This window comes from Stutzerimonas stutzeri (assembly GCF_024448895.1).
GTDB lineage: Bacteria > Pseudomonadota > Gammaproteobacteria > Pseudomonadales > Pseudomonadaceae > Stutzerimonas > Stutzerimonas stutzeri_Q.
Genome location: NZ_JAMOIC010000001.1, coordinates 24603 through 50138 on the forward strand (window position 1 = coordinate 24603; position 25536 = coordinate 50138).

General features: G+C 57.5%; 21 protein-coding genes. 11 read left to right on the top strand and 10 right to left on the bottom strand.

All coding sequences use genetic code 11. The annotated features are described in order from the left end of the window. The first annotated feature begins 272 nt into the window (after window positions 1-272). From NA619_RS00135 to NA619_RS00180, 10 genes are all read left to right on the top strand, one after another. Window positions 273-2495: an NADP-dependent isocitrate dehydrogenase gene (locus NA619_RS00135; RefSeq protein ID WP_255958812.1), complete on the top strand. Its 2223-nt coding sequence runs from the start codon at window positions 273-275 to the stop codon at window positions 2493-2495. Window positions 2496-2616: 121 nt separating this feature from the next. Continuing rightward, entirely contained in the window at window positions 2617-3057 is a 441-nt protein-coding gene (locus NA619_RS00140) for an NUDIX hydrolase (protein WP_255958814.1), read from the top strand. A gap of 68 nt (window positions 3058-3125) precedes the next feature. Then, complete coding sequence (mnmA, locus tag NA619_RS00145) at window positions 3126-4256, top strand: tRNA 2-thiouridine(34) synthase MnmA (RefSeq protein ID WP_255958816.1); 1131 nt, start codon at window positions 3126-3128, stop codon at window positions 4254-4256. After that, window positions 4253-4876 (top strand): high frequency lysogenization protein HflD, encoded by a 624-nt coding sequence (hflD, locus tag NA619_RS00150; RefSeq protein ID WP_255958818.1) that lies wholly within the window; start codon window positions 4253-4255, stop codon window positions 4874-4876. Before mnmA ends, hflD begins: the two co-directional genes overlap by 4 nt. Window positions 4877-4983: 107 nt before the next feature. Next, window positions 4984-6354 (top strand): adenylosuccinate lyase, encoded by a 1371-nt coding sequence (purB, locus tag NA619_RS00155; protein ID WP_255958820.1) that lies wholly within the window; start codon window positions 4984-4986, stop codon window positions 6352-6354. Between the two features lie 76 nt (window positions 6355-6430). Further along, window positions 6431-7597, top strand: a complete 1167-nt coding sequence (locus tag NA619_RS00160) for a cupin domain-containing protein (protein ID WP_255958822.1) — start codon at window positions 6431-6433, stop codon at window positions 7595-7597. Beyond that, the gene (locus tag NA619_RS00165; RefSeq protein WP_255958823.1) at window positions 7590-8015 is read left to right on the top strand and encodes a GNAT family N-acetyltransferase; all 426 of its coding nucleotides are present in this window, start codon (window positions 7590-7592) and stop codon (window positions 8013-8015) included. The genes NA619_RS00160 and NA619_RS00165 overlap by 8 nt, the downstream gene beginning before the upstream one ends. 5 nt (window positions 8016-8020) lie before the next feature. Next, window positions 8021-8650: a histone acetyltransferase HPA2 gene (locus tag NA619_RS00170; protein ID WP_255958824.1), complete on the top strand. Its 630-nt coding sequence runs from the start codon at window positions 8021-8023 to the stop codon at window positions 8648-8650. Beyond that, complete coding sequence (locus NA619_RS00175; protein ID WP_255958827.1) at window positions 8647-9453, top strand: secretin N-terminal domain-containing protein; 807 nt, start codon at window positions 8647-8649, stop codon at window positions 9451-9453. Before NA619_RS00170 ends, NA619_RS00175 begins: the two co-directional genes overlap by 4 nt. Window positions 9454-9960: 507 nt before the next feature. After that, window positions 9961-11556: an isocitrate lyase gene (locus NA619_RS00180; protein ID WP_255958829.1), complete on the top strand. Its 1596-nt coding sequence runs from the start codon at window positions 9961-9963 to the stop codon at window positions 11554-11556. A gap of 766 nt (window positions 11557-12322) precedes the next feature. On the opposite strand, the gene NA619_RS00185 is transcribed toward NA619_RS00180, so the two are convergent. From NA619_RS00185 to ppsA, 7 genes are all read right to left on the bottom strand, one after another. Continuing rightward, entirely contained in the window at window positions 12323-13315 is a 993-nt protein-coding gene (locus NA619_RS00185) for an OmpA family protein (protein WP_255958830.1), read from the bottom strand. Between the two features lie 99 nt (window positions 13316-13414). Then, window positions 13415-13981, bottom strand: a complete 567-nt coding sequence (sigX, locus tag NA619_RS00190) for an RNA polymerase sigma factor SigX (protein WP_423836788.1) — start codon at window positions 13979-13981, stop codon at window positions 13415-13417. Window positions 13982-14087: 106 nt separating this feature from the next. Continuing rightward, window positions 14088-14912 carry a mechanosensitive ion channel family protein gene (locus tag NA619_RS00195; protein ID WP_255958834.1) on the bottom strand — a complete coding sequence of 275 codons (825 nt, stop codon included), beginning with the start codon at window positions 14910-14912 and terminating at the stop codon, window positions 14088-14090. Between the two features lie 2 nt (window positions 14913-14914). After that, entirely contained in the window at window positions 14915-15154 is a 240-nt protein-coding gene (locus NA619_RS00200; protein ID WP_255958835.1) for a CrfX protein, read from the bottom strand. Window positions 15155-15207: 53 nt separating this feature from the next. Further along, window positions 15208-16188 (bottom strand): CorA family divalent cation transporter, encoded by a 981-nt coding sequence (locus NA619_RS00205; RefSeq protein ID WP_255959525.1) that lies wholly within the window; start codon window positions 16186-16188, stop codon window positions 15208-15210. A gap of 81 nt (window positions 16189-16269) precedes the next feature. After that, a complete protein-coding gene (gene rraA / locus NA619_RS00210) occupies window positions 16270-16758 on the bottom strand; it encodes a ribonuclease E activity regulator RraA (RefSeq protein ID WP_255958837.1) in 489 nt (162 codons plus the stop codon). 178 nt (window positions 16759-16936) lie between these two features. Continuing rightward, the gene (ppsA, locus tag NA619_RS00215) at window positions 16937-19309 is read right to left on the bottom strand and encodes a phosphoenolpyruvate synthase (RefSeq protein ID WP_255958840.1); all 2373 of its coding nucleotides are present in this window, start codon (window positions 19307-19309) and stop codon (window positions 16937-16939) included. A gap of 156 nt (window positions 19310-19465) precedes the next feature. Here ppsA and ppsR point away from each other — a divergent pair, with 156 nt between their 5' ends. Further along, window positions 19466-20284, top strand: coding sequence for a posphoenolpyruvate synthetase regulatory kinase/phosphorylase PpsR (ppsR, locus tag NA619_RS00220; protein ID WP_255958842.1), 819 nt, complete (start codon window positions 19466-19468; stop codon window positions 20282-20284). Window positions 20285-20391: 107 nt separating this feature from the next. Here ppsR and prpF read toward each other — a convergent pair whose 3' ends face one another. The 3 genes from prpF to prpC form a co-directional block, all read right to left on the bottom strand. Then, window positions 20392-21579 carry a 2-methylaconitate cis-trans isomerase PrpF gene (prpF, locus tag NA619_RS00225; protein WP_255958844.1) on the bottom strand — a complete coding sequence of 396 codons (1188 nt, stop codon included), beginning with the start codon at window positions 21577-21579 and terminating at the stop codon, window positions 20392-20394. A 116-nt stretch (window positions 21580-21695) separates the two neighbouring features. Continuing rightward, a complete protein-coding gene (acnD, locus tag NA619_RS00230; protein WP_255958847.1) occupies window positions 21696-24299 on the bottom strand; it encodes a Fe/S-dependent 2-methylisocitrate dehydratase AcnD in 2604 nt (867 codons plus the stop codon). A gap of 74 nt (window positions 24300-24373) precedes the next feature. After that, window positions 24374-25501, bottom strand: a complete 1128-nt coding sequence (gene prpC, locus NA619_RS00235) for a bifunctional 2-methylcitrate synthase/citrate synthase (RefSeq protein ID WP_255958849.1) — start codon at window positions 25499-25501, stop codon at window positions 24374-24376. Window positions 25502-25536 lie beyond the last annotated feature (35 nt).

A 25536-nucleotide genomic window follows, 5' to 3' on the forward strand; every position in this document is an offset into this window, starting at 1 on the left:
GCCGGGGCATTCTTTGACAACAGGCCCCGGTGATATACTGCTTAGGTGACTAACGAGTCATGAGGGGCCAGTCGATCTTTCAGGAGCTCCCTGCCTCTGCTACCGCCAGACTGCCAACCGCAGCCGGTCGGATCAAACACTCAACACTCCAGTGGTGCTGCATCCAACATCATCGCGGCAAATCTCGAGACTGGCCCGGCCACCGCAGCCAGAGCGTCTACCTACGCAATTCGGGATTGTGTGCGCGCTCAGCAAGAGAGAGTTAACTCTACATGTCCACCCGCTCGAAGATTATCTATACCTTCACCGACGAAGCCCCGGCGCTGGCCACCTATTCGCTTCTGCCAATTGTAGAAGCCTTTGCTTCAGCCGCTGATATAGCCGTCGAAACACGTGACATCTCTCTGGCCGGGCGCATCCTCGCGAGCTTTGCCGATCAGTTGGACGACAAGAAGGTTGATGACGACCTTGCCAAGCTCGCCGAGCTGACCGTTCAGCCGGATGCCAACATCATCAAGCTTCCCAATATCAGCGCCTCCGTGCCCCAACTCAAGGCAGCCATCGCGGAACTGCAAGCGTTGGGCTACGGCATTCCGAATTTCCCCGAAGATCCACAGACCGACGCAGACAAGGAAATCCGTGCACGTTACGGAAAAGTGCTCGGTAGCGCAGTGAACCCAGTTCTTCGCGAAGGCAACTCCGACCGACGCGCGCCTGCAGCAGTGAAAGCCTTTGCTCGCAAGCATCCCCATTCTATGGGCAAGTGGAGCAAGTCTTCGCAGTCTCATGCCGACTACATGCGAGGCGGCGACTTCTTCTCCAGCGAACAGTCGGTCACCATGCAGAATGCCGGTGATGTGCGCATCGAGTTCGTCGGTAAAGACGGCAAGGTCGAGGTCAAGAAGCAACTTGCCCTGCAGGAAGGCGAAGTGCTCGACGGCATGTTCATGAGCTGCAACAAGCTGCGCGCGTTCTTCGAGGACACACTGCAAGACTGCAAGGAAACCGGCGTCATGTGGTCGCTTCACGTCAAGGCCACCATGATGAAGATCTCTCACCCGATCGTCTTTGGCCATGCCGTCAGCGTGTATTACAAGGATGTGTTCGACAAGTATGGTGAGCTGTTCAAAGAGCTGGGCGTCAATCCGAACAACGGCATCAGCAGCGTTTACGACAAGATCAAGTCCCTGCCCGATTCACAGCAGGAAGAGATTCTTCATGACATCCACGCCTGCTACGCCGAGCGCCCGGAAATGGCGATGGTCGACTCCGTCAAAGGCATCACGAACCTTCACATCCCAAGCGACGTGATCGTCGACGCCTCCATGCCTGCGATGATCCGCAACTCCGGTCAAATGTGGGGTAAGGACGGCAAGCAGAAGGACACCAAGGCGGTAATGCCCGAGAGCACCTACGCCCGCATTTACCAGGAGATGATCAACTTCTGTAAAACCAATGGCGCCTTCGACCCTACGACCATGGGGAGCGTACCGAACGTTGGCCTGATGGCGCAGAAAGCAGAAGAGTACGGTTCGCACGACAAGACCTTCGAAATGCAAGCTGACGGCACCATGCGCGTCGTACTGGCCGATGGCACCGTGCTAATGCAGCACGAGGTCGAGAAAGGCGACATCTGGCGTGCATGCCAGACCAAGGACGCGCCGATTCGCGACTGGGTCAAGCTTGCCGTAACCCGTGCACGGCAGTCGGGCACCCCAGCGATTTTCTGGCTGGACCCGGAGCGCGCTCATGATCGTGAACTGCAGAAAAAGGTCGAAACCTATCTCCAGGACCACGACCTGAACGGCCTGGATATCCGCATGATGGGCTATAACGAAGCGATTCGAGTGAGCATGGAGCGCCTGATCCGCGGCCAGGACACCATTTCGGTGACCGGTAACGTACTGCGCGACTACCTCACTGACCTGTTCCCGATCATGGAACTGGGCACCTCGGCGAAGATGCTTTCGATCGTTCCTCTGATGGCGGGTGGCGGCATGTACGAGACGGGTGCTGGCGGCTCCGCACCCAAGCACGTTCAGCAGCTGATCGAAGAAAACCACCTACGTTGGGATTCGCTCGGCGAGTTTCTTGCCCTGGCCGTATCGCTGGAAGAAACCGGAATCAAGACGGACAACCTCAAGGCCAAGCTGCTCGGCAAGGCCCTGGACGCAGCAACCGGCAAATTGCTTGATAACAACAAGTCGCCATCGCGTCGCACGGGCGAACTGGATAACCGCGGCAGTCACTTCTATCTGGCGCTGTATTGGTCCCAAGAGCTGGCCGCCCAAACCGAAGACCTGGAGCTACAGGCTCACTTCGCTCCGGTTGCCAAGCAGTTGAGCGATAACGAGGAGGCGATCGTTGCCGAACTGGCAGCGGTTCAGGGCAAGCCGGTTGAAATTGGCGGTTATTACCGGTCCAACCCGGAGCTGACCAGCAAGGTCATGCGCCCTAGTGCCACCTTCAACTCCGCACTTGCCGCCCTGGCCTAAATCACCGGGCGCTGATTAGCGTAGCTGAACCGAAAGCCCTGGCCTCGTGCCGGGGCTTTTCGTTTCTATGCACACGACAAGGCGTTAGCATTCCCCCTTATCTAGAACTAAAGGGCCGCACATGTCCTGGCATCCCCATATAACTGTCGCCACTATCGTCGAAGCCGAGGGTCGTTTCCTCATGGTGGAGGAATCAAAAGGCGGTCGGCTCGTGTTGAACCAGCCCGCAGGCCATCTCGAGCCTAACGAAACGCTTCGTCAGGCGGCTATACGCGAAACCCTCGAGGAAACCGGCTGGGACGTCACCCTCAGTGGAGTGGTTGGTATCTATCTGTACACCGCACCGAGTAATGGCGTGACCTATCAGCGCGTCTGCTTCGCAGCCACCGCGCTTCACCATGATCCGCAACGAACGCTCGACACCGGCATCGTCGGTACGGTCTGGATGACGCGCGACGAACTGGCGGCGCAGCCTGAACGCTGGCGCAGTGAACTGATTCTGCGCTGCATTGACGATTACCTGGCGGGTTCGGCTTACGATCTCGACGTGATCCGCGACTGAACCGCCTTTAACCCCTGGCTTGGCCAGCCTGTTAGAATCCCACGCTTTGCATTCAGTCCTGAGCTTCTATGTCTGACTCACCATTCGTTGCTCCTGAAAATCGTCGCGTCATTGTCGGCATGTCCGGCGGCGTGGATTCCTCGGTATCTGCCCTCCTGCTGCTTGAGCAGGGATATCAGGTCGAGGGCCTTTTCATGAAGAACTGGGAGGAAGATGACGGCACCGAATACTGTACAGCGCGTGAAGACTTGGCCGACGCTCAAGCCGTCTGTGACAGGATCGGAATAAAGCTGCACACGGCAAACTTTGCGGCCGAGTACTGGGACAACGTATTCGAGCACTTCCTGGCTGAGTACAAGGCAGGACGAACGCCGAATCCAGACATCCTCTGCAACCGCGAAATCAAATTCAAGGCGTTCCTCGACTATGCCTTGGCACTCGGTGCCGACCTGATCGCGACCGGGCACTACGTGCGTCGTCGTGATGCTGCCGGCCATAGCGAGCTACTCAAAGGGCTCGACCCGAACAAGGACCAGAGCTACTTTCTCCACGCCGTTGGCGGCGAACAATTGAGCAAGACGTTGTTTCCGGTAGGAGAACTGGAAAAGCCCGCGGTCCGCGCGCTCGCTGAAAAGCATGGTCTGGCCACAGCAAAAAAGAAGGACTCGACCGGAATCTGCTTTATCGGTGAGCGCCGCTTCAGCGACTTCCTCAAGCAGTACCTCCCGGCCCAGCCAGGCAACATCGAGACAGTCGATGGCGAGGTCATTGGACGTCATCACGGACTCATGTACCACACCATAGGCCAGCGACAGGGGCTCGGGATTGGTGGCCTGAAGGACGCGGGTGACGAGCCCTGGTACGTCTTGAGCAAAGACCTTGAGCGAAATGTGCTGATGGTCGGACAAGGCAATGACCACCCCTGGCTCTTCTCCAGAGCATTGCTTGCTTCGGAAATCTACTGGGTCAATCAGATCGAGCTGATCGCACCGCTCACGCTCACTGCCAAGGTTCGCTACCGCCAGGCCGACCAGAACTGCACTCTTGAGCCTACCGCCAACGGCTATCGAGCCGTGTTTGACGAACCTCAACGGGCCGTTACGCCGGGCCAGTCGGTGGTGTTCTATCGTGGTGAAATCTGCCTTGGCGGTGGGGTCATCGAGAGTGCCGAACCCTGGTTTACGGGGGGCCGCTCATGACACCTCTTCAGGAGCAGCTGGTCGCCCTCGGCGCGGTGTTCGAAGCCGCCGCACTGGTTGACCGAATCGCGCGAACGGGCCAGGTACCGAACGCCGCACTCGGAAGTGTCCTGGGCAGTCTGCTTGTGCGGGAAGACAAGCCAGCGTTGGAAATCTACGGTGGGGATGACATCAACCTTCGTGAAGGCTATCGCGCACTGGTCGGCGCGCTGGAGCGAGATACCAGCAGCCTGCAGCGCGAACCGCTGCGTTACGCCCTGGCGATGATCGGGCTTGAGCGTCAGCTGGATAAGCGTGGCGATATGCTGCAGGTGATCGGCAGCCGGCTGGATCAGATAGAACAGCAGGCCGATCATTTCGGCCTCACCCACGAAAACGTCATCGCGTCCTTCGGCGGCTTGTATCAGGACACGATCAGCACGTTCCGCCAGCGCATCCAGGTCCAGGGCGATATGCGCCACCTGCAACAAAGCGATAATGCAGCCAAGATACGTGCGCTTCTGCTCGCAGGCATTCGCTCAGCGCGTCTCTGGCGGCAACTTGGTGGCCACCGTTGGCAGATGATATTCAGTCGTCGCAAGATGCTCGACGCGCTGTACCCCTTGCTCCGCCCAGAATAAGCGTAGCGTCTCCCGCTCAATGACTCCCCGACACGGAAGTCTACTGCCGGGTTTCATGTATAATCTGCGCCCTCTTTTCGTCGCTCGACTGTCCGAGAATGCCCTCTATGCAGCTTTCCTCGCTCACCGCGGTTTCCCCTGTCGATGGCCGCTACGCCGGCAAAACCAGCGCCTTGCGCCCTATTTTCAGTGAGTTCGGCCTTATTCGCTGCCGCGTTCAGGTTGAAGTGCGCTGGCTGCAGCGCTTGGCCGCCCATGATGGAATTCCGGAGGTCGCGCCCTTCTCTGCCCAGGCCAATGCCCTGCTCAACCAACTGGCTGAAAATTTCCAGCTGGAACACGCTGAGCGCGTGAAGGAATTCGAGCGCACTACAAACCACGACGTCAAAGCGGTGGAATATCTGCTCAAGGAGCAGGCCAAGCAGCTTCCGGAGCTGGCGAAGGTCAACGAGTTCATTCATTTCGCCTGCACCAGTGAAGACATCAACAATCTGTCCCATGCGCTCATGCTCCGCGAGGGTCGTGACGACGTGTTGCTGCCGCTGATGCGCCAACTGGCCGACTCCATACGCGCGCTGGCTATCGAACACGCCGACGTGCCGATGCTTTCGCGCACGCATGGCCAGCCTGCCTCACCTACCACCCTCGGCAAGGAACTGGCCAACGTCGTCTTCCGCCTCGAACGGCAAATCGCACAGGTCGCAGCCGTACCACTGCTGGGCAAGATAAATGGCGCGGTCGGCAACTATAATGCTCACCTTTCCGCTTACCCGGACGTCGATTGGGAAGCAAATGCTCGCGAGTTTATCGAGGGCGACCTGGGGCTGACATGGAACCCCTATACCACCCAGATCGAGCCGCACGATTACATTGCAGAACTGTTCGACGCTGTGGCGCGCTTCAATACGATCCTCATCGACTTTGATCGTGATATCTGGGGCTACATCTCCCTGGGATACTTCAAACAGCGCACCGTAGCTGGCGAGATCGGCTCCTCGACGATGCCGCACAAGGTCAATCCGATCGACTTCGAAAACTCTGAAGGCAATCTGGGAATCGCGAACGCCCTGCTCCAGCATCTGGCGAGCAAGTTGCCCATATCCCGCTGGCAACGGGACCTGACCGACTCAACCGTTCTGCGCAACCTCGGCGTCGGTATCGCACACAGCGTTATCGCGTACGAAGCAAGCCTGAAGGGCATCGGCAAGTTGCAGCTCAACGAGGCACGTATAGCCGAAGATCTGGATGCCTGCTGGGAAGTACTGGCCGAGCCGATCCAAACCGTCATGCGTCGCTACGCCATCGAAAATCCATACGAAAAGCTCAAGGAATTGACTCGCGGCAAAGGTATCAGCCCGCAGGCCCTGCAGACTTTCATCGACGGTCTGGATATGCCCTCAGAAGCCAAGGAAGCGCTTCGCAAACTGACTCCGGCAGCCTATATCGGCAACGCCGCCGAACAGGCCAAGCGGATCTAAGCGTTCCTTCTTTTTGCACGCCCGGCTGTGCCGGGCGTTTTTATTTGCAGCTCTGTAGCAGAGCAAGGTACCTGGCATGACTTCCGACATCCCTTTGCAAATCCTCGGCGGCATCAGCGCGCGCGAATTTCTGCGTGACTACTGGCAGAAGAAGCCATTGCTGATCCGCCAAGCGATCCCATCATTTGAAAACCCAATATCCCCCGACGAGCTGGCCGGTCTTTCGCTTGAGGAAGAAGTCGAGTCCCGTCTGGTAATCGAGCACGGGGAAAGCCCTTGGGAATTGCGTCGCGGCCCCTTCGACGACGAGACGTATCAGAATCTGCCAGAGCGAGATTGGACATTGCTGGTTCAGGCGGTCGACCAGCTGGTTCCTGAAGTCGCCCAACTCATCGAGCATTTCCGTTTCCTTCCCAACTGGCGAATCGACGATGTAATGGTGAGCTTTGCAGCGCCGGGCGGCGGAGTCGGTCCGCATTTTGACAATTACGACGTGTTTCTTCTTCAGGCCCATGGCCAGCGCAGATGGCGCATAGGCCAGGTTTGCAGTGCCGACAGCCCGACGCTGCCGCACGCTGATCTCCGAATTCTTTCGGAATTTCAGGGAACCGATGAATGGGTCCTCGAGCCGGGCGACATGCTCTATCTGCCGCCCAAACTTGCGCATTTCGGTACTGCGGAAGACGCATGCATGACCTACTCGCTGGGGTTCCGCGCGCCAAGCGCGGCCGAAGTCCTCACCCATTTCACCGATTTTCTTGCACAGTTTCTTCCAGACGAAGAACGTTACAGCGATGCTGACCTTACCCCAGTGGAGGATCCGTTCCAGATCCAGAGTGATGCTCTAGGCCGCTTGCGCGCAATGCTCACCGAACACATGGGAGACGAGCGCCTGTTGCTCACTTGGTTCGGTCAGTTCATGACAGAGCCGCGCTATCCAGAACGCGTTCAGGGTCCCGAAATAGACGAAACCCAGCTTCTCGGCGCACTGACCGATGGGGCTATTCTTGTAAGAAACCTGAGTGCTCGCCTGGCCTGGAGCGAAGTCGACATCGGCTTGTTGTTATTTGCCAGTGGCCAGAGTCGACTTCTTCCGGAACACCTGAAAGAACTGTTGAAACTGATCTGTTCAGCCGATGCGCTGCATGCAGAGAACCTTGCGACCTGGCTGAACGATGAGGATGGGCGTAGTCTGGTTCTGGAACTGGTCAAACAGGGAAGTCTGGAGTTTGCTGATGAGTGACATAGAAGTTCGCATCGCCGACTGGCAGAAGGACAACGCCGACCTGCGCCGTATTCGTGAAACCGTATTCGTTGCCGAGCAGTCGGTTCCGCCAGAATTGGAATGGGATGCCGACGACACGGACGCGGTGCATTTTCTCGCACTTGAAAGCGGCTATCCCGTCGGTACGGCGAGGCTGCTGAATGATGGTCATATTGGTCGCGTGTCAGTACTTCGTGACTGGCGAGGTCTGAATGTTGGCGACGCACTGATGAAAGCCGCAATCGAAGAAGCCGAGCGCAGGGGCCTCGACGAACAGCGACTCACTGCTCAGGTGCACGCCACAGCGTTCTACGAACGGCTTGGCTTCAAAGTTATCAGTGATGAATTCCTTGAAGCCGGCCTGCCCCATGTCGAGATGCTGAGAAAGAGCAGCTGACCACCATGAGCATTGACGACCCGGAATATTCGAAACCTGAGCCTGACTTGGCCGAGATCGAATTCACATCTCCGGGTCGATTCTCCATTGCCAACCCAGGCGCTGCATCAGCACAGCAAGACGCGCAGGATCAGGCACCATTCAGTCTGGGCTTGACCACCGAAATCCAGGCTTTCGAAACAGCCAGCGAAGCTCGCCGCCATGTGATGGCCCTGCTTAGTCAGGCACGGCGAAACTTGAGTCTGTATTCCCCCGACTTCGAACCCTGGTTATATAACCACAGCAGCGTCCGGCAAGCTTGCATGCGCTTCCTTTTGGAAAATCCGCGGAATCAACTGCGGGTGCTGCTCAGAGATTCGTCTCGAGCAGTCAAGCAGGGCCATCAACTGCTTAGCTTGTCTCGAAGGTTGAGTAGCAACATGCGCATTCGCAAAGTGCATGTCGACTACCCAGCACAACCCGAAGTGTTTCTTCTAGTGGACGGTTGCGGTGTGCTCATACGGCCCAAGCCGGACGAGTTCAAAGGCTATGTGCTATATAGCGATCCGAGCCGTGCTCGCCAGCTACAGAGACAATTCGACACTGCCTGGGAACATAGCCAGTCCGACCCTGACCTGCGGAGTTTTCTGCTATGACTCGCCCGTTATTTGCCGCCCTCGCCCTTATGGTCAGTATGTCGCTTCAGGCTGCTACTGAGGTGATTCCGCTGAAATTCAGAATGGCCGAGGATGTTCTGCCAATCGCCCAATCCGTTGTGGGCGACCAGGGCAGGATAAACGCGTACGGCAATCAGCTGATCGTTAATGCGCCTGCCTCGGTCATCAGCGAACTACGCGATGTACTGGCTCAACTTGATAACGAACCTAGACAGTTGCTGATCAGCGTCGACACCCAGAACTCCGCCGACGGAGGCTCCAGCGGGTACAGTGTTGACGGTTCAGCTCGTGCAGGTGACGTCGAGGTGCAGTCGGGACGCGGCGAGAAGAACGGGCGTGACCAGGTACGTGTCATTCGGCGTAGCACGACCAGCCAGGGCAGCGGTGTGCAACAGGTACAGGCAACGGAGGGCTACCCAGCCCTCATTCAGGTGGGCCAGAATGTACCAATCACCACGAGCGGCACCGATGGATACGGTCAGATCTATCAGCAGACTCAGTTCCGGGATGTCACTCGCGGGTTCTATGCGACTGCCACGATTCATGGTGATCAGGTGCAAGTCACCATCAGCAGTCATCAGGACCGCATCAGCTCCTCGCGCCCGGGTGCCATCGATATCCAGGGAACAGATACCCGCGTACGGGGACGCCTCGGAGAGTGGATTTCACTCGGCGGCGTCGATGAAAGTGCCAGTTCAAACCAGAGCGGTACGCTACGGAGCTATTCAACCCAGGGTCGCCAGGACCTTTCACTACGACTGAAAGTAGACACGCTGAATTAGAAAAGTTCTATGCCTGAGCGTCTCGCTGCGAAAAATGTAGTGCCGTAAAAAAAGCACTACAAAACATTTGACGAACCCTTTTAGCCGGCGCATCATGGCCCCGCTCCCGCTAACCAGGGGCCCTGGAAAGGGCTTCCGGATCGCACTCAGCCAACCAGCAGAGGCGTTCCGTGACTGTACTGCCCACAAGGCGGACTGACGAGGTTGCGACTGGAACGAGTCGTCCTGAGGGACGGGGAAGCGATTAGCGCATCAGCTCGAGACATCAGTCTGCTGAATCACACAACGGCCCGTGCCGCTGCGTGCAGGAATGCCACGATCATTCCACAGCTAGCCAAGTCCCTTGCGGTCGTGATAGCACACCCCTCCTCTCCTTGGTCAATCCTCGTCTCCGGTCGGTATTTCGACTCTCTGCCACGTGTTGCCCGCATCATCAGCGCAAGCACGTAGGTTTTAGTGGGAACAGTCGGCGCTCAACCAAACACGAATTTTTTGAAGGATTGACCCATGTCCGCTTATCAAAACGACATCAAGGCCGTTGCCGCTCTGAAAGAAGCAGCTGGAAGCAGCTGGAGCGCTATCAACCCTGAGTCCGTAGCTCGTATGCGTGCTCAGAACCGCTTCAAGACTGGTCTGGAGATCGCTCAGTACACAGCCGATATCATGCGCAAAGACATGGCTGAGTACGACGCCGACACTTCTGTATACACCCAGTCACTGGGTTGCTGGCACGGCTTCATTGGTCAGCAGAAGATGATCTCCATCAAGAAGCATCTGAAGACGACCAACAAGCGTTACCTCTACCTTTCGGGTTGGATGGTCGCTGCGCTGCGCTCCGAGTTCGGCCCATTGCCGGACCAGTCCATGCACGAGAAGACTGCTGTTTCCGACCTGATCGAAGAGCTTTACACCTTCCTGCGTCAGGCTGATAGCCGCGAACTGGACCTGCTGTTCACCGCCATGGACGCCGCTCGCGAAGCAGGCGACAGCGCCAAGGCTGCTGAAATTCAGAACCAGATCGACAACTACGAAACTCATATCGTCCCGATCATCGCCGACATCGACGCTGGCTTTGGTAACCCAGAAGCCACCTACCTGCTTGCCAAGCGCATGATCGAAGCTGGCGCTTGCTGCATCCAGATCGAGAATCAGGTTTCTGATGAAAAGCAGTGCGGACACCAGGACGGTAAAGTGACCGTTCCGCACGCCGACTTCCTCGCCAAGATCGCTGCTGTTCGCTATGCCTTCCTCGAGCTGGGCATCGACAACGGCGTCATCGTTGCTCGTACCGATTCCCTGGGAGCCGGCCTGACCAAGCAGATCGCCGTGACTAAAGAGCCAGGCGACCTGGGCGACCAATACAACTCCTTCCTCGATTGCGAAGAAATCACCGAAGCCGAACTGGGCAACGGCGACGTCGTGATCAAGCGCGAAGGCAAGTTGCTGCGTCCGAAGCGTCTGCCAAGCAACCTGTTCCAGTTCCGGAAAGACACTGGTGAAGCGCGCTGCGTACTTGACTGCATCACCTCCCTGCAGAACGGTGCCGATCTGCTGTGGATCGAAACTGAGAAGCCTCACGTGGGTCAGATCGCGGCGATGGTTGACGAGATCCGCAAGACTATTCCGGATGCCAAGCTGGTCTACAACAACAGCCCGTCCTTTAACTGGACGCTCAATTTCCGCCAGCAGGTATTCGACGCTTTCGCTGCCGAAGGCAAAGATGTGTCCTCCTACGACCGCGCCAAGCTGATGAGCGTCGAGTACGACGAAACCGAACTGGCCCAGGTTGCAGACGAGAAAATCCGCACTTTCCAGCGGGATGGTTCGGCTCACGCCGGCATCTTCCACCACCTGATCACCCTGCCGACCTACCACACTGCCGCGCTGTCCACCGACAACCTGGCGAAAGGTTACTTCGCAGACCAGGGCATGCTGGCCTACGTCAAAGGTGTTCAGCGTCAGGAACTGCGTCAGGGCATCGCCTGCGTCAAGCACCAGAACATGGCTGGCTCCGACATCGGCGACAACCATAAAGAGTACTTCGCAGGCGAAGCGGCTCTGAAGGCAAGCGGTAAAGACAACACCATGAACCAGTTCCACTAAAAGCTGGTCACGATCTGGGTGATGAAGCCCAGGTCGTTCAAACAGATGTCCAGGCATCTGATCTAAAAGCTGCTCTTACCTAAGAGCAGCTTTTTTTTTGCTTTGTATTAGCGTGTAGCACGTAAGCTAGCTCGAGGGCCAGCACGCCCCACGGAACTGCTACGGTGTCGAACCCTGCCGGCAATTCAGACGGGACGGCGCGACTACATCAACCAGCATGACCCACACGAACAACAAACTGAGCCCAGGCTCTGCCTGGGGCTAAGGCCTGCGCCCGCATAACGCGATTGACCTCGGGTCTGTATCAGGCTCATGGGCCTCGCTTCGAGCCAGACCTCCAACCACGTATCTACGGTCGGTACATATAAGCGTCGTCTGCGTATCAATTGGGTGATAAACGAGCTTTCGCATACCAGTTCCCCAGTCGTTTTGTTCCTCGCCTCAACATAAGGTAGGGATACAGATGGTTCAGCACTGATACCGGGTAGAGACGTCTGCCCTGATTCATCACCGAGCGCCTCGTCACGTATAAGCAGGTCAGCGATACCCTTGAAGACTGCTGATGGCTGAATGCTGAATGGCTGGGAAAGGTTGCTGAAGCCTACTGTTGAGAAAGGGTCATCGGGTGGACTTGATTTCATTAACCCTAAATAAAAATATGCAAAAAAAATCCGACACCACATTGGTATCGGATTTTTTTGCCCAGCTCAGGCAGTCGCTAACTTATAGCGACCGCCTGCAAGCGGTCTAGAGCATCGAGTACGGATTAACGTACCTGTGCTTCGACTTCCGCTTCAACACGACGGTTAACCTGACGGCCTTCCTCGGTGTTGTTATCAGCTACCGGACGGCTTTCGCCATAACCGACAGAGTCAACGCGCTGGCTTTCAACACCATACTGGTTGACCAGAACTTCACGGACAGCCTGAGCGCGACGCTCGGACAGGCGCTGGTTGTACTGGTCGGTACCTACCGAGTCAGTATGACCTTCGACCGTGGTATTGGTCTGAGGATACTGCTGCATGAAGTCTGCGAGGTTCTTGATATCGCTATAGCTTTCCTGGCGAACCTGAGCTTTGTCGAAATCGAACTTCACATCTAGCTCAACGCGAACCAATTCTGGTTCTGGCTCTGGCTCGTTGTCTACCATCGGAGCGGGAGCTGGCTCAGGAGTCGGCTCAACTTGTGCAACCTGCTGCTGAGCGCCACCACCGAAGTTCAGACCGACGCCTACGCCAGCCATCCACTCGCCTTCGTCAGCATCGATGTTGTACATCCCATCAACGCTTGCCTTGGCAAAGAAGTTTTCGGTGAAGTAATACTTCACACCAGTTCCGATGTTAGCGAAGGTGCTGCGATCACGACCACCGCGGGCGGCTTGACCAATGCTCTGATGAGCAGCGCCTGCCGAAACGTAGGGGCGCAGGCCGACACCTGGCTGACCGAAATGATAAGCAGCGTCGAGAGAAGTCAGGCTGCCCTTGATGTTCTTGTGACCGCCCGCGCCAACAGGCTCACGGGACGTCAGGTCGTGGTATTCGCCGTACGACAGACCAAGCGAAACGTCGTCGGTCAGGAAGTAGCTGACGCCAGCTCCGTACAGCTCGCCGTCACGCTGAACGTCGCGAGAGCTATCGGTAAAATAATGTTTACCGAACGCTTCAACTTCTACTGCGCCTTGGCCTTGAGCCATCGCATTCAGAGAATTAGCAGCAACCAATGAGCTAATTACAACGCCCAAAGTGTTTTTAAGTTTCATCCGTAAATCCCCATCTGGTGGTGAGTATCAGAACAATCTAAGGAAACCGGCTGTCTGTAGGCCCAAGCTGTTCGCTATCCATAGGACAGCTTAATGCCGTTAAGTTTCAGTGATTCCCGAAAATTTTTCGCGTAATTTATCCAGGGCACGCTTGTAGCGCATCTTCGTTGCGCTTAGTCCCATGTGCATGATGTCGGCAATTTCCTGAAACTCCAGTTCCGCTACAAAGCGAAGAACAAGAATTTCCCGATCAATCTGGTTCACATGAACCAGCCATTTGTCTAGCGCCGGCTTTTCCTCGAGACTAGGAGCCTTTTCTTCCAACGCTTCTTCAACCGGCTCCAAGCTGAGCGCATCAAGTAAACGGCGTTTACGACGCTCTTTCCGATACTGAGTAATGCATTCATTGTACGTGATGCTGTACAGCCATGTCTTAAACTTAGATTTTCCTTCGAAGTTCTTAAGGCCATACAAAACCTTCAACATCACTTCCTGACAAACATCATCTGCGTCTCGGTCGTTTCCCAAGTAACGCGCGCACACGTTGAATAGTGTGCGTTGATAACGACGCATCAGCTCTTCATAAGCGCGAGTTATATGAAATAGTTCAGCATGAGCTCGCTGCACCAGCTCCTCATCGGACAGCTGGCGTGGGTCGTAGCTCATGGTGGGCGGATGGGCTTTAGTCAAGACGCTTTCGAACCGGCAATAGTCGTGGCGGCCGTTCGCGGTATCCCGCAAAAGGGGCGGCGCACTTTAACAGATCCCCGGCCTATCGGCTGCCTACACGCTGTTCAAGCAGCACTCTATTTGCAATCGAAACCAGCTCACCTTCGTCTGTGAGCAGCAACGTCTTGGCCGTACCGATTTCTTCAATGACGCCTTCAATCCCTTCCAGGCGAACCCTCTGCCCGACTTCATAGAGCTCACGCACATAGATCCCGGCGAGAATCTGGCTGACAAGCCCACGGCTACCCAGGCCAAGCGCCAAGGCAACCGCCAGGCCCACTGAGATCAACGCTATCGCGATGACGTAGTTGAGCAGCTCGGTTTTCACCTCGAGCTGACCGATCGCCACGGAGATGATGATGATGATCACCAGGCCCTGAGCAATACGACCAAGCCCACTCGCGTATTCGAGGCCTACGCTCTCTGCAGCGCCTCGCACCAGCCCATTGACCAACTGGGCTAGCAGTATGCCTACCAGCAGTATCAGACCCGCGCCAAACACCTTGGGTACGTACAACGCCAGCATATCGAGCGTGGCCGATACCCGCGCAAGGCCAAGGGACTCAGCCGCAGATACCAGGAAGATCAGCAGTACGAACCAATAAACGATCTTGCCAAGCAGTGCCGACACTGGAGCGCGAATACCCGCCCGCGCCAGCATCTTCGTTACTCCAGTTCCAGCTACAAGACGATCGAGCCCGACTTTGGCGAGAACTTTGGATAGGAGAGTGTCCAGTAATTTGGCGACCACAAAACCAATTGCAACGACCAGCAATGCACCAAACAGACGGGGAATGAATGCCGCAATAGGTGCCCAGAGTGCGCTCATTGCACCCAGAAAACTCTGGCTCCAGGGGTCCAGTTCCATGATCAGTTGGCCTTATTGAAAGAAGTACGAGAGCGTGTGCGACGCGTGGCTACCGAAGCATTTGGTGCGCTGCTGAGGGCAATGAGCACGGCCTGCAGCCAGTGGCCCATCAAGCCGAAAAGGTCACCGGCACCAACCTGACGATTAGCGGTTTTGAGTACGCGATCCAGCCGCGCATCGTCATGACGCGCCGAGTGCGTGTTAAGCATGTCCCGCAGGGATTCTTCAAAGGGATCGTGCATGTCTACCTCGCAAACAGTGTGACTCTGACGGCATAGCTGTCGGAGTAGTCACATCAAACCCATTTCAAACGACGGAAAATCCACCACTGGAATGCAGCGACCGCAGCAATGAGCGCGCATGCGACCACAAACCCATAGGGGTTTTCCGATCCTGGGATTCCCCCGACGTTGATCCCGAGAAGCCCGGTAAGGAAACTCATCGGAAGAAAGAAGCCTGTGATAATGCCCAGCAGGTACATAGTCCTGTTCATACGCTCGCGCATTCGCCTTTCTTCCGCTTCGAGCACAAGATTGACTCGCTCCCTAACTAGTTCCAGCTCCTCAAGGTAGCGGATAAGCCGATTGCTCAGCTCATTCCAGTAATCGGTGTCGTCATCGACGAACCAGGGCAAATGGTTACGGGTCAACTGACCGTAAATCTCGCGCTGTGGCAGTAGGAATCGCCGAAGCCCAGCAGCCTGTCGCCTGAGCGATAAAAGCTTATCCTGAGGCGGTGTGTAGCGATCATCAGCTTCCACGCGATCTTCTTCGCCATCCACCTTCTCGGTAAGAACTGCAACCAGCTCATCTACCCGCTCGGTCAATGCGTCCGCCAGGCCTAGCAGGACCTCCGAAGCAGTTTTCGGGCCGATGCCGGCCTCCAGCAACTGGATCACCACCTCCGTCGAGCGCAGCGGACGCAGGCGAAGCGAAATGACTCGTTTTGCACTGGCAAATACCCGCAGTGAGACCATGTCTTCTGGTTCGGCGTCAGGGTTCAAGTTGACGCCACGCAGAAACAGGAGCAGCTCATCATCCGGCAACGTAAGGACACGTGGACGCGTATTTTCCTCGAGCAGCACGTCGCACGCGAACGCAGTCAAGCCGCTCTGCTTCCGGAGCCATTCGCGCGCCTGTGCGTGGCTGCGATCCCAGTGCAACCACAGGCTCTCATAGTCTTCGAGCCTCAAAGAAGGCAGCTCAGCAGCGCCAACACGGCGGGCTCCGCCCTGGCCATCGAGGACGAGGGCATGCAAGAGACCCGAGTAGGTCATTTCTTCAGGCAAGACCAGCTACCTCTTCCAAATCGCAAAAAAGCCCGGCGTGGCCGGGCTTGTGAACCGCGAAACGCATGTTCAGGCGGGCATTTTCAACTGCTCTGGAGAGACGATGATGCCGTTGTTATCCGCATATACATACTCACCAGGGCGGAACGTAACGCCGCAAAAGGTCACCGCAACATTAAGGTCGCCAACTCCACGTTTGTCGGTTTTCATTGGGTGAGTAGCCAGCGCTTGCACGCCTAACTCGGTCTGGGCGATGACATCGACGTCACGAATGCAGCCGTAAATCACCAACCCTTCCCAGCCATTTCGTGCGGCCTTCTCTGCAAGCATGTCGCCCAGCAGCGCACGCCGCAAAGAGCCACCACCATCGACCACCAGCACCTTGCCTGTACCGTCAGTGTCAACCTGCTCCTTGACCAGCGAATTGTCTTCGAAACACTTGATGGTCACGATCTCGCCGCCAAACGAATCTCGGCCACCGAAGTTACTGAAGATGGGTTCCACCACCTGAACCAGGTCTGGATAGGTGTCGCACAAGTCTGGGGTGACGTATTGCATGAGAAATCTCCTTGAGGCGAACCACGTTCAGAACCAGGAACTCGATTGACGGAAATAAGACCGCCCCGATCGCGATATCCGACGAAATGCTGGGTGATGCTCTGGCCGGTACGCATCAACAGCGCAGGTAGATTGCGCATAAACACGAAAGGGCTTAGCGCCCTTCCGTGCCTAGTGGTTACTTTATCTCGGCGTCAGCGAGGAAGAACCAGGTATCAAGAACCGAGTCAGGGTTCAGCGATACGCTTTCGATGCCCTGCTCCATCAGCCACTTGGCCAGGTCCGGGTGATCGGAAGGTCCTTGACCACAGATACCGATGTACTTGCCTGCCTTGTTACAGGCTTCGATCGCGTTCGCCAGCAGCTTCTTCACTGCCGGATTACGCTCGTCGAACAGGTGCGCAATGATGCCGGAATCCCGATCCAGGCCCAGCGTAAGCTGAGTCATGTCGTTGGAACCAATGGAGAATCCGTCGAAGAACTCAAGGAACTCATCGGCCAACAGGGCGTTGGACGGCAGTTCGCACATCATGATGATGCGCAGACCGTTCTCGCCGCGCTTCAGACCGAACTGGCCGAGGATGTCGATAACCTGGGACGCCTCACCCAGCGTACGGACGAATGGCACCATCAGCTCAACGTTGGTCAGCCCCATCACATCGCGAACCTTGCGCATGGCACGGCACTCGAGCTCGAAGCAATCGCGGAATGACTCGCTGATATAGCGTGACGCACCGCGGAAGCCGAGCATCGGGTTCTCTTCTTCCGGCTCGTATAGCTTGCCGCCGATGAGATTGGCGTACTCGTTGGACTTGAAATCAGACAGGCGCACGATCACTTTCTTGGGCCAGAAAGCCGCCGCCAGTGTACTTACACCCTCAACCAGCTTCTCGACATAGAAATCGACTGGATCACCGTAACCGGCGATGCGCTTCTCGACACTGCTCTTGACGTCCGCTGGCAGTCCATCGAAATTGAGTAGCGCCTTGGGATGGACGCCGATCATACGGTTGATGATGAACTCCAGACGCGCCAGGCCCACGCCTTCGTTCGGCAACTGGGCGAAGTCGAATGCGCGATCAGGATTGCCGACGTTCATCATGATCTTGAACGGCAGGTCTGGCATTGCGTCGACGGAGTTCTGGCGGATATCGAAGCCAAGCTCGCCTTCGAAGATCAAGCCCGTGTCGCCCTCGGCGCAGGTGACGGTAACGCGCTGACCATCCTGCAAGAGTTCGGTCGCATTGCCGCAGCCGACGACCGCCGGGATGCCCAGCTCACGAGCGATGATGGCCGCGTGGCAAGTACGACCGCCGCGGTTGGTGACGATTGCGCTTGCGCGCTTCATCACGGGCTCCCAATCCGGATCGGTCATATCGGAGACCAGCACATCACCCGGCTGAACCTTGTCCATCTCGGATACGTTGTGAATGATCTTGACCGGACCGGCACCAATACGCTGTCCGATGGCGCGGCCTTCGACAAGGACCTTGCCTTTTTCTTTCAGCAGGTAGCGCTCCATGACGTTGCCGCTGCTGCGGCTCTTTACGGTTTCCGGACGTGCCTGAACGATATAAAGCTGGTTGTCATCACCATCCTTGGCCCACTCGATGTCCATCGGGCGCCCGTAGTGCTTTTCGATGGTCATGGCCTGCTTGGCCAGGTTGGTGACCTCCTCATCAGTCAGGCAGAAACGCATGCGCTCAGCCTGATCGACATCTACGGTCTTGACCGACTTTCCGGCGCTGGCTTCTTCGCCATAAATCATCTTGATCGCTTTACTGCCGAGATTGCGGCGCAGGATGGCGGGACGACCGGCTTCGAGAGTGTGCTTGTGAACGTAGAATTCGTCAGGATTGACCGCACCTTGCACCACGGTTTCGCCCAGGCCATAGGCGCCGGTGATGAACACCACGTCACGGAAACCAGACTCAGTATCCAGCGTGAACATCACGCCAGCGGTGCCGGTCTCGGAGCGGACCATGCGCTGCACGCCTGCCGACAGGGCGACCAGTTTGTGGTCGAAGCCCTGATGGACTCGGTAGGCAATTGCCCGGTCATTGAAGAGAGACGCGAAGACTTCCTTGGCGGCGCGGATGACATTGTCGACGCCACGGATGTTCAGGAACGTTTCCTGCTGGCCTGCGAAGGAGGCATCAGGCAGGTCTTCAGCAGTCGCCGAGGAGCGAACCGCGACCGCCATATTGTCATTGCCGCCGGCCATTTCCGCGAAAGCCGTGCGAATGTCGGCATCGAGCTTAGGAGGAAATTCGGCTTCCATGACCCAGCCCCGAATTTGCGAGCCGGCCTTTGCCAGGGCGTTAACGTCATCCACGTCCAACGCATCGAGAAGTGCATGGATCTGCTCGTTGAGACCGCTGAGCTCCATGAAGTCACGATAGGCCTGGGCCGTAGTGGCGAAACCGCCAGGCACCGAAACACCCGCGCCTGCGAGGTTGCTGATCATCTCGCCTAGGGAGGCGTTCTTGCCCCCTACACGCTCAACATCATGATTGCCGAGCTTATCGAGGGAAACTACGTACTCTACCAAGGTGATCTCTCCACGTTTTGTTGGAAACTCGGTTCGTGCCCATCCGCGGCACGGTGGCCTGGCCCTGCGAAATAAGTAACAATGCCCGCCAATCGAGGCTCGGCGAAGGGGCCTACTATAGCTGAGAACCGTTCTTGACTTAAGGCCCCGCAAGCAATGAAACGAACTGCATTCTTCATATCCGACGGTACCGGGATCACGGCCGAAACACTCGGCCAAAGTCTGCTGGCACAGTTCGAAAACATAAGCTTCACCAAGCTTACCCGGCCATATATAGATACGGCCGAAAAAGCGCGGGCAATGGTACAGCAAATAAATAAAGCGGCGGAAAGCGACGGCGCTCGCCCGATCATATTCGACACGCTGGTGAACCAGGAGATTCGCGACATCCTCGCCGAGTCCAATGGCTTCATGATCGACATCTTTTCTTCTTTCCTTGCTCCGCTTGAACATGAACTGATGTCACGTTCGTCCTATTCTGTCGGCAAATCGCACTCGATCAGCCATAACGCGAACTACATGGAGCGAATCGACGCGGTCAATTTCGCTCTTGATAACGATGATGGCGCCCGCACGCACTACTATGACAAGGCGGATCTTATTTTGGTCGGCGTCTCCAGGTGCGGCAAAACGCCCACCTGCCTGTACATGGCGATGCAGTACGGCATTCGAGCAGCAAACTATCCGCTGACCGAAGACGACATGGAGCGCCTGCAACTGCCTACCGCCTTGAAAACCCACCGCGACAAGCTCTTCGGTTTGACCATCGACCCGGATCGATTGACCGCCATTCGAAACGAGCGCAAACCCAACAGCCGTTACGCAAGCTTTTCCCAGTGTGAATTCGAAGTTCGCGAAGTGGAAAACCTGTTCCGCCGCGAGAACATCAACTACATCAACTCGACCCATTTTTCCGTCGAGGAAATCTCGGCCAAGATCCTGGTGGAAAAAGGCGTCGAACGCCGACTCAAATAAAGCGCCGCATCGCTAGACAACAAAAAGTCCGCTTGGTGCGGACTTTTTGCTTTTTTACTCGCGACGAATTACGCCTAGAACCAATGGCGCCTGAACTCGAAGGCACCTCATAAGGCGTCCCCGGGGGCGCGAACCCAGCCTTCCATCAGCACGCGTGCGCTGCGACTCATAACTGCCTTGGTCACTGACCATTGCCCATCGATCTGCTTCGCCTCGGCGCCAACACGCAGCGTGCCGGACGGGTGACCGAAGCGCACGGCCGGCAACTCCCCACCGCCTGCAGCAAGATTGACCAGCGTGCCGGGCACCGCTGCGGCCGTGCCGATGGCCACCGCACATGTCCCCATCATCGCGTGGTGCAGCTTGCCCATGGACAGCGCCCGCACGAGCAGGTCGACCTCGCCTGCATCAATGGTCTTTCCGGAAGACGCCCGGTAGCTTTTCGGCTGGGAAACGAACGCAACCTTCGGCGTGTGCTGACGGGTCAGCGCCTCCTCCGCGGTCTTGATCAAGCCCATGCGCAGCGCACCGGCCACACGAATTGACTCCAGACGAGCCAGAGCATCCGGACTGCCGTTGATGTCCTCACGCAGCTCCGTGCCCTGGTAGCCGATATCCTCGGCATTGACAAAAACCGTCGGGATGCCCGCGCTGATCATGGTCGCCTTGAGCATACCGATGCCGGGAACCTCCAGATGATCGACCAGGTTGCCGGTGGGGAACATCGAACCGCCCTCCTCGCCGTCATCCGAAGGATCGAGAAATTCGAGCACGATCTCGGCAGCTGGAAAGGTCACGCCATCCAGTTCGAAATCACCGGTTTCCTGAACCCGCCCGTCGGTGACCGGAACGTGGGCGAGGATAGTCTTGCCGATGTTCGCCTGCCAGATCCGCACGATACAGATGCCGTTCTGCGGGATACGCTCGGCGTCCACCAGCCCGGCGTGCAGCGCAAAGGCACCAGCGCCGGTCGACAGGTTTCCGCAGTTGCCGCTCCAGTCGACGAAGGGTTTGTCGATAGAGACCTGTCCATAGAGGTATTCGACATCGTGGTCGGCTCGCTCGCTTTTCGACAGGATCACGCATTTGCTGGTGCTGGATGTGGCGCCACCCATGCCGTCGATGTGCGCAGAATACGGATCGGGGCTGCCGATCACGCGCATGAACAGTTTGTCACGCGCAGCGCCAGGCACCTGGCAGCTTTCAGGCAGGTCCTGCAACCGAAAGAACACGCCTTTGCTGGTGCCGCCGCGCATGTAGGTCGCGGGAATCTTGATTTGAGGTTGATAAGCCATGAGTGAGTCCTGGCTGAAAGATAAGTGGGCCGTAGGGTGGATCATGCTTGACCGATCCACCGCGCGGGCTGGTGTGGTGGATGGAAAAGCGCCATCCACCCTGCGAGGGGGGGCGGTCACGCCTGCTCGAGGAAGTCCTTGGCGAACCGCTGCAGTACCCCGCCAGCCTCGTATACGCTGACTTCCGCCGCCGTATCGAGGCGGCAGGTGACCGGAACGCGGGTTTCTTCACCGCTCTTGTGATGAATGACCAGCGTCAGGTCGCAGCGCGGCGACAGATCGCCCTCGATATCGAAGGTTTCGGTGCCATCGAGGCCAAGGGTCAGGCGCGTAGTGCCCGATTTGAATTCGACCGGGAGCACGCCCATGCCCACGAGGTTGGTCCGATGGATACGTTCGAAGCCTTCGGCGACGATTACCTCAACGCCCGCCAGACGCACGCCTTTTGCAGCCCAGTCACGCGACGAGCCCTGACCATAATCAGCACCGGCAACGATGATTAAATTCTGCTTGCGCGTCATGTAGGTCTCGATTGCTTCCCACATGCGCATGACCTGCCCTTCCGGCTCGACGCGGGCCAGTGAGCCCTTCTTCACCTTGCCATCAACCACCGCCATCTCGTTGACCAGCTGCGGGTTGGCGAACGTCGCGCGCTGGGCCGTCAGATGATCGCCTCGATGCGTGGCGTATGAATTGAAGTCCTCTTCCGGCAAACCCATCTTGGCCAGGTATTCTCCAGCAGCCGAGTTCAGCAGGATGGCGTTCGATGGCGACAAGTGATCGGTAGTGATGTTGTCCGGGAGAATCGCCAGCGGGCGCATGCCTTTCAGCGTTCGCTCACCGGCCAGCGCGCCTTCCCAGTACGGTGGGCGACGGATGTAAGTCGATGTCGGTCGCCAGTCATACAGCGGGCTTTCGGCTTCCTCAATGGTGCCGAGATCGAACATCGGAATGTAGATCTGCCTGAACTGCTCGGGTTTTACCGACGCAGCGACGATGGCGTCGATTTCTTCGTCGGTTGGCCAGAGGTCCTTCAAGGTGATTGGATGGCCGTTCTGGTCGGTGCCCAGCACGTCCTGCTCGATGTCGAATCGCACGGTCCCAGCGATCGCATAAGCGACCACCAGCGGTGGCGATGCGAGGAACGCCTGCTTGGCATAAGGGTGGATACGGCCGTCGAAATTGCGATTGCCGGACAGCACCGCTGTGGCGTACAGGTCGCGCTCGATGATTTCCTGCTGAATCTTAGGATCCAGCGCACCAGACATGCCGTTGCAGGTGGTACAGGCGTAAGCGACGATGCCGAAGCCGAGCTGTTCCAGCTCGCTCAACAGTCCTGCATCCTCAAGATAAAGCTTGGCGACCTTGGAGCCCGGTGCGAAAGACGTCTTGACCCAGGGCTTGCGCACAAGACCGAGCTCATTGGCCTTCTTCGCCAGCAGGCCAGCGGCAACCACGTTGCGTGGGTTGGAGGTGTTGGTGCAGCTGGTAATGGCCGCGATGATCACCGCGCCGTCCGGCAGCAGACCTTCGGCTTCCTCTGCACGGGCAGACGTCAGCATCTTGTCATCTGCGATGCCGCGCTCGTGCAGGGCCGAAGTCGGCAAGCGCTTGTGCGGGTTGGACGGGCCGGCCATGTTGCGCACCACGCTGGACAGGTCGAATTCGAGCACGCGCTCGTATTCGGCGCCTTCCAGCGCGGTCGCCCACAGGCCGGTTTCCTTGGCGTACTGCTCGACCAGCGCAACCTGTTCTGGCTCGCGACCAGTCAGTTTGAGGTAATCGATGGTCTGCCGGTCGATATAGAACATCGACGCGGTGGCGCCGTATTCCGGGCACATGTTCGAGATGGTCGCGCGATCGCCGATGGTCAGGCTGTCGGCGCCTTCGCCGAAGAATTCCACCCAGGCTCCGACGACACGTTCCTTGCGCAGGAACTCAGTCAGCGCGAGGACGATATCGGTGGCGGTGATGCCCGGCTGACGCTTGCCGCTCAGGCGAACACCAACGATGTCGGGCAGGCGCATCATCGACGGCAGACCGAGCATCACGGTCTCGGCTTCCAGACCACCGACGCCGATAGCGATCACGCCTAGCGCATCGACATGGGGGGTGTGGGAGTCGGTACCGACACAGGTATCGGGAAAGGCGACGCCGCCCCGGGCCTGAATCACCGGGCTCATCTTCTCCAGGTTGATCTGGTGCATGATGCCGTTGCCGGCCGGAATCACGTCGACGTTTTTGAAGGCCGTTTTGGTCCACTCGATGAAGTGGAAGCGGTCTTCATTGCGGCGCTCCTCAACGGCACGGTTCTTCTCGAAGGCATCCGGATCGAACCCGGCAAACTCCACCGCCAGCGAATGGTCGACAATCAGCTGGGTTGGCACCACCGGATTGACCTTGGACGGGTCGCCGCCCTGCTCGGCAATCGCGTCACGCAGACCAGCCAGGTCGACCAGAGCGGTCTGGCCGAGGATGTCATGACAGACGACGCGAGCCGGATACCACGGAAAGTCGAGGTCACGCTTGCGCTCGATGAGTTGCTTCAGCGAATCGGTAAGCGCAGCAGGCTCGCAACGACGAACCAGCTGCTCGGCTAGCACGCGAGAGGTATAGGGCAGCTTGTCGTAGGCGCCGGGCTGAATGGCTTCGACAGCCTCACGCGTGTCGAAGTAATCAAGCCCAGTGCCTGACAACGGTTTGCGGTGTTCTGTATTCATGCCGGGAGAACTCAATGCGGTAATGTTCCTGGGGGCGAGGCCCGGGGAGCCGCTTAGCGAGCTCCCCTTTTCGATCAGCGCTGAGCGATCGGGACAACCTTGCGCTGTTCTGGACCGATGTACTCGGCGCTTGGCCGAATGATCCGGTTGTTGCTGCGCTGCTCGAACACATGAGAAGCCCAGCCGGTGACACGCGAGCAGACGAAGATCGGCGTGAACAGCTTGGTCGGGATGCCCATGAAGTGATAAGCCGAGGCGTGATAGAAATCGGCGTTGGGGAACAACTTCTTCTGCTCCCACATGGTTTCGTCGACGGTCACCGAAACTGGGTAGAGCACGGTGTCGCCCACTTCGTCAGCCAGCTTCTTGGCCCAGACCTTGATCACCTCGTTGCGCGGGTCGGATTCGCTATAGATCGCGTGGCCGAAGCCCATGATCTTGTCCTTGCGCTCGAGCATGCCGAGAATCGCTTCGCGAGCCTCTTCCGCGCTCTTCCATTGCTGGATCATGTCCATCGCCGCTTCGTTTGCGCCGCCATGCAGCGGGCCGCGTAGTGAACCGATGGCACCCGTCACGCAGGAATAAAGGTCGGACAGCGTCGAAGCACACACCCGTGCGGTGAAGGTCGAGGCGTTGAACTCGTGCTCAGCGTAAAGGATCAGCGAGACGTTCATCACCTTTACATGCAGGTCGCTGGGCGTCTTGCCGTGCAGCAGCGCCAGAAAATGCCCACCCAGGGTGTCCTCGCTGCTGGTGCAATCGATACGAACGTTATCGTGGGTGAAGCGATACCAGTAACACATGATGGCCGGGAAGGCGGCCATCAAGCGCTCTGCCACGTCGCGCTGCTGATCGAAGCTGAGCTCCGGCTCCAGCGTGCCGAGCACCGACGAACCGGTACGCATGACATCCATCGGATGCGCGCTTGCCGGAATACGCTCGAGCACTTCCTTCAGTGCCTGCGGCAGGTCACGCAGAGTCTTGAGGCGGGCCTTGTAATCGGTCAGCTGCCGGGTATTAGGCAGCTCACCGTAGAACAGCAGGTAGGCGACTTCTTCGAAATCACAGTCGGCCGCTAAGTCGCGCACATCGTAACCGCGATAGGTCAGCCCGGCGCCGGTCTTGCCGACGGTACACAGGGCGGTCTGTCCGGCGATCTGTCCACGCAGACCCGCACCGCTCAACACCTTTGCTTCAGCCATTGCTATCTCCTTCTTGGATTTGTTCTGGATACTGC

Bases quoted from the DNA above. Each gene is read 5' to 3' on its own strand.
- NA619_RS00135 (WP_255958812.1), top strand. From the start codon at position 273: ATGTCCACCCGCTCGAAGATTATCTATACCTTCACCGACGAAGCCCCG.
- NA619_RS00140 (WP_255958814.1), top strand. From the start codon at position 2,617: ATGTCCTGGCATCCCCATATAACTGTCGCCACTATCGTCGAAGCCGAG.
- mnmA (WP_255958816.1), top strand. From the start codon at position 3,126: ATGTCTGACTCACCATTCGTTGCTCCTGAAAATCGTCGCGTCATTGTC.
- hflD (WP_255958818.1), top strand. From the start codon at position 4,253: ATGACACCTCTTCAGGAGCAGCTGGTCGCCCTCGGCGCGGTGTTCGAA.
- purB (WP_255958820.1), top strand. From the start codon at position 4,984: ATGCAGCTTTCCTCGCTCACCGCGGTTTCCCCTGTCGATGGCCGCTAC.
- NA619_RS00160 (WP_255958822.1), top strand. From the start codon at position 6,431: ATGACTTCCGACATCCCTTTGCAAATCCTCGGCGGCATCAGCGCGCGC.
- NA619_RS00165 (WP_255958823.1), top strand. From the start codon at position 7,590: ATGAGTGACATAGAAGTTCGCATCGCCGACTGGCAGAAGGACAACGCC.
- NA619_RS00170 (WP_255958824.1), top strand. From the start codon at position 8,021: ATGAGCATTGACGACCCGGAATATTCGAAACCTGAGCCTGACTTGGCC.
- NA619_RS00175 (WP_255958827.1), top strand. From the start codon at position 8,647: ATGACTCGCCCGTTATTTGCCGCCCTCGCCCTTATGGTCAGTATGTCG.
- NA619_RS00180 (WP_255958829.1), top strand. From the start codon at position 9,961: ATGTCCGCTTATCAAAACGACATCAAGGCCGTTGCCGCTCTGAAAGAA.
- NA619_RS00185 (WP_255958830.1), bottom strand. From the start codon at position 13,315: ATGAAACTTAAAAACACTTTGGGCGTTGTAATTAGCTCATTGGTTGCT.
- sigX (WP_423836788.1), bottom strand. From the start codon at position 13,981: ATGAGCTACGACCCACGCCAGCTGTCCGATGAGGAGCTGGTGCAGCGA.
- NA619_RS00195 (WP_255958834.1), bottom strand. From the start codon at position 14,912: ATGGAACTGGACCCCTGGAGCCAGAGTTTTCTGGGTGCAATGAGCGCA.
- NA619_RS00200 (WP_255958835.1), bottom strand. From the start codon at position 15,154: ATGCACGATCCCTTTGAAGAATCCCTGCGGGACATGCTTAACACGCAC.
- NA619_RS00205 (WP_255959525.1), bottom strand. From the start codon at position 16,188: ATGACCTACTCGGGTCTCTTGCATGCCCTCGTCCTCGATGGCCAGGGC.
- rraA (WP_255958837.1), bottom strand. From the start codon at position 16,758: ATGCAATACGTCACCCCAGACTTGTGCGACACCTATCCAGACCTGGTT.
- ppsR (WP_255958842.1), top strand. From the start codon at position 19,466: ATGAAACGAACTGCATTCTTCATATCCGACGGTACCGGGATCACGGCC.
- prpF (WP_255958844.1), bottom strand. From the start codon at position 21,579: ATGGCTTATCAACCTCAAATCAAGATTCCCGCGACCTACATGCGCGGC.
- acnD (WP_255958847.1), bottom strand. From the start codon at position 24,299: ATGAATACAGAACACCGCAAACCGTTGTCAGGCACTGGGCTTGATTAC.
- prpC (WP_255958849.1), bottom strand. From the start codon at position 25,501: ATGGCTGAAGCAAAGGTGTTGAGCGGTGCGGGTCTGCGTGGACAGATC.